Origin of the sequence: Pseudomonas sp. LS-2, assembly GCF_003605735.1 — a bacterium.
In the GTDB taxonomy this organism is placed as follows: Bacteria; Pseudomonadota; Gammaproteobacteria; order Pseudomonadales; family Pseudomonadaceae; genus Aquipseudomonas.
Window position 1 is genome coordinate 58,018 of sequence record NZ_QXTJ01000022.1, and the last position, 11,909, is coordinate 69,926.

Sequence of the window (11,909 nt, forward strand, 5' to 3'; positions counted from 1 at the left end):
GAGAACGGCAACGGGCTCAGCCGCTCAGCCCCTGTGCCGCCCAGAGATCGTATCGAGGCTTGATATCACGCGGCTTGTAAGGGTTATCGCCGCGAAGCGTGGCGCGTGCCCGCGAGCTGATGGATGAAGAATCATCCCCCTGCGCCAGCGCCTGTGATGACTCTCCTGTCCCCCGCAAGAGATTGCTCTCGATGACCAACCCTTCGATTTCATTGACCCTTGAGGCGAACCGTGACCGGTTGGCCAGCTCGTACAGCCTGGCTGGCCGTCCAGTCAGGTTGAGCGGGTCAGGCCCATCCCAAAAGCTTCTCAGCTTACCGACCCAACCACTGCTGTCGTAGGTGGGCATCGGCTGAAGCGGTGCGGCAGGGGCGTCCATGTAATCGCCCACCTTGCGCATGGTTCCGCGCAGGCGCATCCGCCAGGGCAGGCGCATAGACCCCAGTTGAGCTTTGTAGAGTCGGGTGAGGCCGCCCTGGCCTTTGAGGAATCGGCCAAGACTTCGACCGAGCGCTTTTGCCCCGCGCCCCATGAGCCGCACCGTACGTCCAGCCGCGTTGATCGTCTGCCGGAGCAGACTGACGCCCGCCTTGATGGCCCCCATGAAACAGGCCGCAGACAGCACGCCTACAGCCATCGAGGCAATACCCAAGGCCTTGGACAGTTTCGGATTCGACTCTGCAGTCAATACCGAAGCCACCTCCAGTCCGAACGAAGCGACACTCAGCGCCGTCAGAACACCAAACAGCAACATGGAGGCCGTGCCACCGGAAAATACCGTTGCAACGACGCCTACAACCGTCAACACCAACGACAAAGCGAGCCCTCGCCATCTGCCGCCGACCTCCATGGCCCGGGTTTCCTGGAGCTCTTGGTCGAGGTTCTGTAAAACCTGATTCTGCTCCCAGCGGCTGAGCATGATGGCGCCACTGGGATCATGCAGATTGACCGGATCCGGGCAGTGCTGATAAGGGTTCACACCGCCCTCTCCCACCGGTGCCAGCCAATCCGGCTGGACGTAACGGCACAACATCGGGTCATAACTGCGGTAGCCATTGCCGGCATGGTACTGGCCGGTCACCGGATCACGGCGCATGCCGTTGTAGCCGAGGACCACTTCCTCGAGCGCTGCGCCTTCGCCAAACGGCAACAGGGGCGCCAGGGTCAGTTCACCCTCCTTGAACTGCCCGGCGATCCCGACCTGCGGATCGTCGATCAGCCAACGCACCTGATTCTCGTCATATTCGGCAAGCCCGGCCGAAATGCTCGTGCGACGGGTCACGGCCCTGTTCTTGTCGAACCGGATCTCACCAATCAACTCATCGCCGTCGTAGCGCAGTTCCCGAACGCTCTCATCGGCCTTGACGTACTGCGCCGCCAGGCGTTGATAGCCGTCGTACTCATAGCGCGCCAGCAGCCCGTCATCGACATCCCTGACCTTGCTCAACTGGCCAAAGGCGTTGTACGCGAATGAGCGGCCTGGGGTTCGAGCGGCGTTCAGGTAGCCATTGTCGCTCCAGGTCAGGGCTTGAGAGTCGGCGCCGAGCTCGACCGCAGTCATGCGCACTGGATCGGTGCTATCACCGTAACTGAACGCCAGGGTCGCGTCGGAATCATCGAACTTGGTGGTCACGCAACTGACGAGGTTGTCGAGTGAATCCCAACTGAAGACTTGCGCCTTGACCGCGTTGCCCTGGGCGTCCTTCGGACAATGCGCAGCATCGACGGCATCGCAGGTATAGCGTGCCAGTCGATCCAGTTTGTCGTAGCTGAAGCGTTCGGTAGACGTCAGCGCGCCTCCCGCGTAACTCGCCTTGCTCACCAGCCGGCCGTCCCCGCGCCAGGTCATGCGTTGCTCGAAGCGAGGGGCTCCGTTGTGCAAGAAGGTTCGCGTCACTTCCCGACCAAAGCCATCGTGATCGCTAAGCACCTGCCATTGCTCGCCAGCCCTCAATGCCTGCACCTTGCGCGATTGCAGTTGCCCCCTTGGATCGTAACGGTAGGCCACGTCCTCATGCTCCTGGCAGGTACGCAGTACACGTCCTTCATGGTCGGCGAACGCACGTTGCCAGTGGCCGTCGGCGCGCAGCGCAGCCACGGGGGCGCCTCGCAGGCTATGCCACTCGACACTGTGCGATCCGCTGCGCGCAGAGGTCTGCGTCTCCTTGACGCGGCCAGGCAGGCTCGTTGGGGTAAAACTGTGCTTCCACATGTCGTTGGCCGCACCGCCCGACGCCACGGTGGTGACCCCTTCGTTGCGCGTCAGGCTGGCGATGAGGCTGTCGCCTGCGCCCCATTGAACGCCCGTGGCGTCGACACGCGTGTGCAAGCGCGTCTTGTCGGGCAGGGTCACGGTGTCGTCGTCGAAGGTGTAGGTGCGACCCCCGACCGTGCGTGATTGCAAGGTGGAATCGTTGACCATGTGCTGCGTGACCACCACCTTGCCATCCACCCTGAGTTCGGTGATCTGGTCGCTGAAGCCGTGATAGGTCCGTTCGACGAGCGTGCCGTCTGGTCGCGTTATCCGGATGGCTCGACCCAGTGCGTCGCGTTCGATTGTGGATAGGTACGTTTGGTCGCCGACGACACGCTCGCGGCTGACGACGCGGCCGTTCGTGTCCAGACACTGAATCAGTTTCAGTCGCGGCTGACCGGTACCGTCCGACAGGATCTGCGTGCGTACGAAGGTGCCGTCTGTTTTGGTGAGATATTCGGTGGTGCGTTGGGAGAGGCGTTGTTGATCCAGGCCCTGTTCATCGATCAGCGAGGTTTTTGTGTCGCGAACGGCATCTGGCGTTGCTATGCGTGCTATGGGCGACAGGAGAAAGCTCGCCTTTGCCTTCCTGGCTGAGCCAGGATCGAGGAAAGTTTCAAAATCCAAAAGTTCAACATGTTCCATATCAGGTTCAGTCTTCGATTTTCCAGAGTCGAAATAGACCTCATTGTGCACAACACTTCCGTCATCTAAAACGTCATATCCACTGTTGCCACTATTGGAAATGAATGTAACTCCACTGCGCCCTGCCAAACCTTGGGCAAACTTTATAAACATCTGCTCATCGAAAGTGCCCCGGTCAAAAACTCTGCGTCCCGATTTAACAGCTGAATCAATAAGGTCGATAGCGGGATCCCAGTTGGTCTTGATACTGTCCAACCTCTTACCTCGCAATTGCCTTAGTTTCACCAAATCATCAAAAAACGCTTCTGCCTGTTTTGGGCTTTCGCCGCCGAAGCCCCTAAAACAGACCTCATCGGCTTCTTCATCCTGACTCTGCGCCGTAGGAGTTTCACCCGTGACCACATCCCCCACATCGGCAACCCCGCGCGCTGTCCCCCAAGGCTGACGCCCCCGCTGCAGCTGCACCTGGGCCCTCTCGATCACCGCCTGACCACCCGGCAAATAATCCCACTCCCAACTGCCCATAACGTGCGACTCATCCAGCCCTTGCAACGCACATTCATACAGCGGCAGGTAACCCCCAGAGTCCGCCTTTCGCCAATCACTGCGCCATGTCCGTTGCAAGCCGTCCAGATAGGCTCGATTTTCATCGCGGTTGCGATGGACTTGGGTCGCCAGCTTGCCATCCGTAGAGTATTGAGTCTGGGTGTGTTCAGCTGCAAACTGGCCAACGGCCGTGGTTTTACCTGGCTCGAGTCGATAGTGCACCTCGAGGACCACGCGCCCGGCAGCGTCGTAATCCCAGGTCGTCTCGATCCCCTGTTCGACGCGCGACCGGCAACGCTGACTGTAACGTGAACACCGCTCGGTACTGATCACCTGGGTGCCAGCCTGGGTCTTCGAAACCGTGCGCACTGTAATGAACGGATTATTCGGGTTGTCTTGGCAGAGGCGCGTGGTTTCCAGCGAGAAGGTCTCAGTGCCCAGATGAGTCAACTGTTTATCGCTGAGGCTCCACTCCCTGACCTTGCTCGCACCGCCCGGCGTGGTCTTGGCGGTAACGGGCGAAACGCTGGTGATGCGCTGACGCCAAAGCACTTCATCGGCAGTCTTGACCCACGGCGTACTGCTGGAAAGCTGTCCGCCGAATGCCCCCTCTACGCCTATACCTTCAATGACGATCTGCTGCTCAAGCTCAAGGAACGTCCTGCCGTCACGTTCAACTGCGCGATAGCCAAAGAGTTTCAAACCCAGCGAATGGCCGAAGTCATCACATTGATACTCGGCCATCAGCGGGGGCACGGCGTACTCAGGCAGTTTGGGGCAGCTTAATGGCGGCACCCCCGATACGCCGTTCAGGCCATTCAGGGTCGCGGCACGGACGATGTTCTCCCCGCCATCCGCTGAATAGTAAGCACTGTGAAGGGTGTGCTGACCCTGCGTGACGAGTTTTACTGGCAGGCCAGCGTCGCCTTGTTCGATGATCAGCTTGTCGACGCCCTTGCCCAGTGCCGAACGCCCCGCCGCCGGGCTGACGTGCAGCATTGACTCGATAGAACGGATCAAGCGCGTCCGGCCTCGCCGACCGTAGCGCCAGAGGATCTCGATGATATCCTTCTGATGCTTGACCCGAGACTCGCCCAGGAGCAGCACCGCCTTGTCACGTCTCACGCCCAGCTTGATCTGTCCGATGGACGCGACCAGATCATCCCCGTATCCCGTGTAGCGAATGACTTCGGTTTTGCCCGCTAGCCGTGACTTGAACTCCAGCCACTGGCTGTCGGACGAGGCCGAGCCCGTCAGCAGTTCCTGACGCTGTGCCTGATCGTCAAGACCGAGCACCTGTAGATGGTGCTCCCGTGCCCCATGGGCTCCGCGCTCGCCCTCGACGATGTACAACTGCTCGGAAGTGTCCAGCAGACGCCCGGTGTAGCGGTAGGTATTCACCTGGTTTTCTTGCCCATCACCCGGAATCACCGCATGCAGCACGGCCTGCGGCCAAAGCGGCTTACCGCGTCCCCGTATGCCCGGGCTGTAATGAACGCACTCGACCGACCCGTCGAGCTCGGTCAACCGGCACAGCACCCGATCCAGGGTCGGATCGTCGGCATAGCCACAAACGACCTCCTGCAGGATCTGCGGTGGTAAGTCGCCAGTTTCGTGAGTACGCGTGAGCGTGCGTAATAAACAGTTTTGCAATTGCAGGTGGACCGCGAAGCATTCAACGCTCTTTGGCCAGACCTGCATGTGGACCTGAGCATTGGTTTTTTCCGGATTACTGTATTCCGCGGTGAACAGCGCTTCCTCCCCGCTCTTGATGCTCAGGAGCTGAAATTGCCCCTTCTGGCGCTTCCACTCCAGCTCCACTGTTTCGCCGTACAACGAGACGATGCGTGAGGGCAGCAATTGCACGAAGGGCCGTTGGTAGTAAGCGATACGCTCGTCCAGTTCCTTGGTGCTGCCGTGTTCCGCCCAGGCGATGACGGCTTCGGTGTAATCCAGGTCCGCGGCCATGTAATACCCCTGAGGTGATAGGCCGAAAAGCACCCATTGGGTCCAGTGCGAAGGGACTGCGGGAAAGTCGGGCTTGCGTTTTTGTTTGATGGCCTCGAGCATCTGGACGATTTTAGCGACGAATTCGGCATTGGGCTCCTCCTCGTCGCTGCCTGCCGCGGCGGGTTTGCTCAGTACCTCCCGGCGACCACTCGGCAGGTCGAGGGTGAACTCGCTGTAATCCTTGCTGGATTGCACCACGCAGTTTCTTTTCTTCAGCGACTTGGCGTCGCCGAGCATCTCCCACTCCTCGAGCGTGAATGTGATCCGCGTGCCATCGGCCAGTGTCAGGCAACGCTCACGCACATCCAGGCTGGAGAATCGCCAGGCCCAGCCATCCCCAAGCCCCGCTTCGTTGCCGCGCAAGGCCGAGTAATGCAAGGTCAGATCACAGATCGGGCCGCGTCCGTTCAGGCCTTGCAAGGTGGCAACCGGGTAATGGGCGTGGAACAAACCGGTGCGTGGGTCGACGCCGCTCTCTCCCTGACCGAGGGTGTCGAAGATTTCCGAGCGCTCGGTATTGCCGTAATCCTCGCACAGGGGACTGATCGGTGAGTAAGGCTCCAACCGTTTGGGCGGGGTGTACAAGACGGGTTGAGGGGCTTGCCAGAATTGCGTCTGCGCGGAGGCACCGATATGGCCGACGATTTGTTCTTGCTCGCCGTGCAGGCTCTCCGGGCAATCCAGGCTGACCTCATAGGTGCATGGCCGGGTCAGTGCGCCCCACGTGATTCGGTCCGCCGTCACGGAAATCGGCCAGGGCACCTCTTCACCCGCCCCCTCACCCGACATTACCGGCACACAGGCGGCTATACGCATGCCTTTTTTGAAAGTAGCGTGGTTCAAACGAAACTCAAGCTCACCGGCATGCACACCGGCGGTTAGCCGCAATGAGCCAATACCCGATTCCAGCGTCACCGTGGGCAGGCCCGTAGCGGCAATCGCTGCAGACTCAAGGCCAGTGGCGACCGGGTCGAGATCGACTTGCAGCTCGCAAAAGCGCGGCATCCAGACGTTGGAAACACCCTCAGCCTCGCTTGCCAGCTGTATTTGCAGCTCAGGCCAAGCCTGCTCTTTGAGGAACCCGACGAGTGCCTCACGCCAGACGCGTTGATCACACACCCACTCATCGGGTGCGGCAGGTTCGAATACCGCTTCACGCAGCACCTGGCCGCTGTAAGGATGGCGCACCGTCACCCGGATCGGGTCAGAGGATTGCAATCCTTGCGGTATGTCCAGTCCAAGCCCCACCGAGCGGTTCCCCGTGTCTGGCAGGGAGGTGAAAATGCGTAACCCGTCGCCCCGGTGCCAGAGCCCAAGGCCCCGCGTCGCCGTGACTTTAAGGCCCGCTTCAGCGGGGCTGCCAACAGCGGCCTGCAGGTACGCCGACACCGCTGACGTATTCAATGCACTGGCCCACGGTGCCAGCCATTTTCCGCCAGCTCTCTGGGCGGCACTCGGGGTCCATTCATGCTGAGCCAGCAGGCGGTGGGAAAACGCGTCGTAGACCCAGGCGTGCAGGGTGGTGCCTTCGTCCAGGGCCTGTGAGCCCTCTACTTTTCGGCTTTCCCACCAGCCCGCCAGTGTCAGCGTAACGCTCAGTTCGGCGCATTGCGGCCCCCAGAACGCATTGCCCTTGTCAGCGGGCACCACAGAGCAACCACTGCCCAGCACACCCGCTCGCAGAAGACGGCTGTCTTGATNCAGCCTGGTAAAAATGCTGTTCGAAGAGCGCTTGCGTCTTCAGATCCCGTACCTGGAGGCAGAGCGTCTGTCCGGCGGCCAACGGGAAGTCGTCATTGCAGGCGAGCACCTGGACCTGATTGGCAGAGAACGGTGCGTTGGTGAACGCACGGTATCTGGCATGGCACCAAAGCCGCAAAGGCGTTGTTGCGGTCGAGAAGGTATCGCCCTCGACCCAAGCCCCGGCTGTCATCGCAGCGCCCTGGCCTGCAATGAATTGCGCGAATGCCTCAGGCCACTGCTCGCTTGCGCGTGCTCTCGGCTGCGCAACGTAGTCGAACCGGCTGATCTCGCCGTCGCGACGATTGACCAGAAATGCACTCAGCACCTCACCATCGTCCAGTGATCGGTCGGCCTTGATCGGCACGGTGCTGTACCAGCCATCGTCGACGCTGCCCGCACGCTCCAGGGTGAAATCCTGCATGTCGGGCAGGTAGCCGTCAGGCTGGGTGGTTATCAGGTAGGGGACGGCATACGGTGCGACTGTCTCCGGAGTGACTGTCTGCGGAGTGACCGCAGGCACAGGTTTCTGCTCATTTTGCCCGGCAGGAAGATGTTCCCTATCAGTTACGCCAATCGGAGAACCGGCTGGCGCATAGGACAACTTGACGGAATCGACGTCGCGCAAGGCGTAAATATTGTCCACAGTGGAAAGGTAGAGGGTGTCATTGCCATCAGCCGCTGTCACGCGACGGGCCGACGCCAGCATCGGCAAGGCGAGCGAAATGGCGTCATAGACAGCGCTGCTTTCTTCAGCTGCCGTCAGATCAAGATAGACGAACTCTAGATTGAATTCGTATCTGTACACTCTCCGGACCTGCTTCGCATACCCGTAAATATAATGTCCATCGTTCTGTTCTATGAGAATCGGGCCGACACCCGCATCGAGTGCATCCCAATCCGCCCGCGCAACAACGACGCCTCCTGCATCAACAAGCAAGGCCAACTGCGTGGCCAGTTCACGCTTGCGCTCGTCAATCTTCGGTACTTGATTCACGTCCTTGAAAGCAACCAGTATCTCTTTTCCTCCCCGGTTCAAGCTGAGCTCAACATGATCTGCGACACACCCGGTTGCTCTTACATAAACGTAGCGTTGACCATTGAGTTCAACCGATTCACCGCGTTTTAAGTACTTTTCAAAATCACTTTGTGTGTAGGCCATCCTGGCATTCCTCTGAAACGTTGTGGCTATCCATTTGTTGCCGGATCGTCGCGCGCAGTGATGCATCCAGGTCGCAGTCAAATCGCTGAACTGCAGCCTCAGACGGGTCGGACGATCTTCAGAAAACATTGCACGCATTGCCTCGAAGCAACGGGCAAAACTGATGGGTGCGCAGAGCCGATAAAAACCGCCCTGTCAGGAAAAAGTGTAGTTGCGGAATTTGATGCGCAAGCCATAAACACCGCTGCGGTGACAAGCGGTCCGATTGCATTGCGCAACCCACTGACGATCGAATATCCAGACCGGTGCGCGTCTCACCCCCACACCCTCTGTGACAGCACGGTCGAGTTGGGGGCTAGATTTCCATCCCGTCCCGCGCAACCAGCACATGGCCCGGCAACTCATCCCCATGCTCGATCAACCATGCATCCAGCGTGTGCCCTACGTGGGTCAGCACGCCCCTCTCCGGCTTCAATTCCTCGATGATCGTTAACGCCAGATTCAAGTCGTTGTGATTACGCGGCGCTTGCGGCTGCGGCGGCAGAGAGCAGTCAAGTACAAGCACGTCCAGTGGCTGTTTTTGCAAATAAGCGGAAGTATCTTCCGGTAGCCCGACGGTATCGGTCAGATAAGCCACACGCCGCCCGCCCCCTTCCAGCAAATAACCCAGCGTCGGTTTTGAATGCAGCAACGGCAGCGCCGTCACCTGAAGCTCACCCAACGAGCGCGTTTCAAACGCCGCGAACGGCTGGCTGAAATCCAGAATCCCCGGATGTTTGTACAGGTCCGACAACCCTTCCGGGTCGGCCGGGCCGTGCACCTGAATCACCAGCCCCTGCCCCCAGCGCAGATGCAACAAGCCCTGCGCATGATCGGCGTGGTAATGGGTCTGGAGAATGCCGCTGAAGCTGCGCGGCGGAAAACGTTCGGTGAGGTCCGGCAGGCCGCTGTCGATCAACCAGCGCTGGTCTCCCAGTTCGACCAGCGCCGAACACGGTCGTCGGCGCAGGCGCGGATCGGCGTAAGCCGCCTGACACCCCTGACACTGACAACCGTAAACCGGCACCTGCCGCGCGTCGCCCGTCCCCAGCAAGGTCAGGCGCATGCGTGCTCCCGGTCGATGCGTTGCAGCAAACGGCTGACGGTCTGTGCCAGCTCACCGGAGTTGTCCAGCAGAATCACCGAAGGGGCCTTTGTCGCAGGCGCGGCCAGCAGTTCATCGGCAAATTGCGCATTGCGCGCCAGACGTGCCTCGATCTCCTGCGCCGACTCCCTGCCCCGCGCCAGCAAACGCTGACGCAAGACCGCCTGATCGACGCTGAGCAACACCACCAGCAGGTCCGGGTATCGCGCCTGCGCCTGGGGCAGATGCCCGCGCGAACCGTTGACCAGCACGTCGTGCCCGCCCGCCAGCCATTGATCGATCTCATCGGGAATGCCGTAATGCAGGCCGTTGGCAGACCAGCTCAGGGCAAATGCACCCTGCGCCTGCATCTGATCGAAACGTTCGACGCTGACCGCCTGCGCCGCCTCGCCCTTGGCTTCGGCCGAGCGGGTGATGACCCGGCGCACGATCCGGCAGCCGCGAGCGGCCATCGGTTCGCGCGCGGCATCCAGCAGGCTGTCCTTGCCGGAACCGGACGGCCCGATGAGATAGATCAACCTGCCTGCCATCAGAAAACCCTCTTCGCTTGTCGCCAGACCTGCTGAATTACCGGCAGGGCGCCCACGGCGCGGGCATGGATCAGATCGGCGCGCAGGCCGACGCGGATTTCACCGCGATCATGCAAGCCTGCCGAGACCGCAGGTGCCCGGCTCACGGTGGCGACCGCTCTCGCCAGCCCTGCCCCGGGCACCTGTTGATGTTCGTCCAGCTGCACACCGAGCGTGAACGCCGCCTGCAACAGACTGGCCGGATAATAATCGCTGGAGAGAATATCCAGTAGCCCTTCTTTGGCCAGGGTCGCCGCCGCGATGTTGCCTGAGTGCGAGCCACCGCGAACGATGTTCGGCGCGCCCATCAACACGCTCATCTCCAGGCGCCGACAGGCTTGCGCCGCTTCCAGCGTGGTCGGAAACTCGGCGATGGTCATGCCGTAACCCGCCGATTCCTCGACGTGGGCGACCGTCGCATCGTCATGGCTGGCCACCGACAGCCCGCGATCCAGGCAGATGTCGACGATAGCGCGGCGATAACGGTCGCTGTAGACCTTCGAATTGGCGACCTGCTCGACGATGAACGCGTCCATCTGCTCGGTGCTCAGGTGGTATTTACCCATGTAGTACTCACGGTACTTCGATTCAAGGGCGAACTGGCGCTGACCCGGCGAATGGTCCATTACGGACACAAGCTGCACCAGCGGTTGCTCCACCAGGTCGCGGAACACGCTGAGCGTGTCCGGATGGCAGACTTCGCAGCGCAGGTGCAGTCGGTGCTCGGCGCGGGTCATGTCGGCGGCGTTCGCCGTGGCGATGGCCTCGACCATGCCCGGCAGTTGCTGCATGCGCTTGCCTTTGGGGTTGACGTCGCCAATGGACAGCGCGTCGAACACCGTGGTGATGCCCGCCGCGATGATCTGCGCATCGTGGCTCATAACCGCCGAGGCGGACGGCCAGTCCACGCCAGGACGCGGGCTCAGGTGTTTTTCCAGATTGTCGGTGTGCAGTTCCACCAGGCCGGGCAACAGGTAATCGCCGCCCAGATTCTGCGCCTGCGGCAGGGAACTGACGCCGGTTTCGACTTCGCTGATCAGGCCATCGCGCAGGACCACGGTGCCGGTGAACACCTGATCGGCAGTGACGATACGGGCGTTGGTCAGGATCTGTTCGTTCAGCATGCCAGTAACTCCTTGGCGGTCAGGTCCAGCGGGGTCATGTCCAGATGGCGGTCGGACACCGCCTCGCGCGCCAGCCGGTCATGGAAGATGCCGATCACGGCGGCACCGGCGCGTTTCGCTTCATTGATCAGTTCCAGCACGACCTGGCGGTTGCTGTCGTCCAGCGACGCGGTGGGTTCGTCCAGCAACATCACCGGCCACGGCACCATGAAACCGCGAGCGATGTTGACGCGCTGTTGCTCTCCACCCGAAAAGGTCCCCGGCGCCAGCTGCCAGAGGCGTTGCGGGATGTTCAGGCGGCTCAGCAGTTGCTCGGCGCGCGCTTGCGCCGCCTCGCGGTTCCAGCCACGAGCCAATGCCGGTTCCATCACCACGTCCAGCGTCGCCACCCGGGGAATCACCCGCAGAAACTGACTGACGTAGCCCAGTGTCTGCTGACGCACCGCCAGCACATCGCGGGGCTCGGCGCCCACCAGTTCCAGCCATCGGCCCTCATGCTGCACACGAATGCTGCCGCCCGCGGGCAGATAGTTGCCGTAAAGCGTGCGCAGCAACGTGCTTTTACCCGCGCCGGAATGACCGTGCAACACGAGACACTCGCCACCGTGCACCGAAAAACTCAAACCGCGCAACACATTCAACACCACCCCGTTCTGCTGATGCAGGGTGAAGGTTTTCGAGAGGTCACGGACCTCGATCAGCGTGTTCATCAGGA

The 11,909-nt window shown here is 60.9% G+C and carries 5 protein-coding genes; all 5 read right to left on the reverse strand.

Annotated features, from left to right (window positions below; translation table 11 throughout):
* Nucleotides 1-16: 16 nt before the first annotated feature.
* A complete protein-coding gene (locus D3M70_RS12875; RefSeq protein ID WP_133306465.1) occupies nucleotides 17-7,102 on the reverse strand; it encodes an RHS repeat domain-containing protein in 7,086 nt (2,361 codons plus the stop codon).
* 1,610 nt (nucleotides 7,103-8,712) lie between these two features.
* Nucleotides 8,713-9,462 carry a phosphonate metabolism protein PhnP gene (gene phnP, locus D3M70_RS12885; RefSeq protein ID WP_120126139.1) on the reverse strand — a complete coding sequence of 250 codons (750 nt, stop codon included), beginning with the start codon at nucleotides 9,460-9,462 and terminating at the stop codon, nucleotides 8,713-8,715.
* A complete protein-coding gene (gene phnN / locus D3M70_RS12890) occupies nucleotides 9,453-10,031 on the reverse strand; it encodes a phosphonate metabolism protein/1,5-bisphosphokinase (PRPP-forming) PhnN (protein ID WP_120126140.1) in 579 nt (192 codons plus the stop codon). The genes phnP and phnN overlap by 10 nt, the downstream gene beginning before the upstream one ends.
* Nucleotides 10,031-11,194 (reverse strand): alpha-D-ribose 1-methylphosphonate 5-triphosphate diphosphatase, encoded by a 1,164-nt coding sequence (locus tag D3M70_RS12895; protein ID WP_120126141.1) that lies wholly within the window; start codon nucleotides 11,192-11,194, stop codon nucleotides 10,031-10,033. Before D3M70_RS12895 ends, phnN begins: the two co-directional genes overlap by 1 nt.
* Nucleotides 11,188-11,904, reverse strand: a complete 717-nt coding sequence (gene phnL / locus D3M70_RS12900) for a phosphonate C-P lyase system protein PhnL (RefSeq protein ID WP_120126142.1) — start codon at nucleotides 11,902-11,904, stop codon at nucleotides 11,188-11,190. Before phnL ends, D3M70_RS12895 begins: the two co-directional genes overlap by 7 nt.
* Between the last annotated feature and the right edge of the window lie 5 nt (nucleotides 11,905-11,909).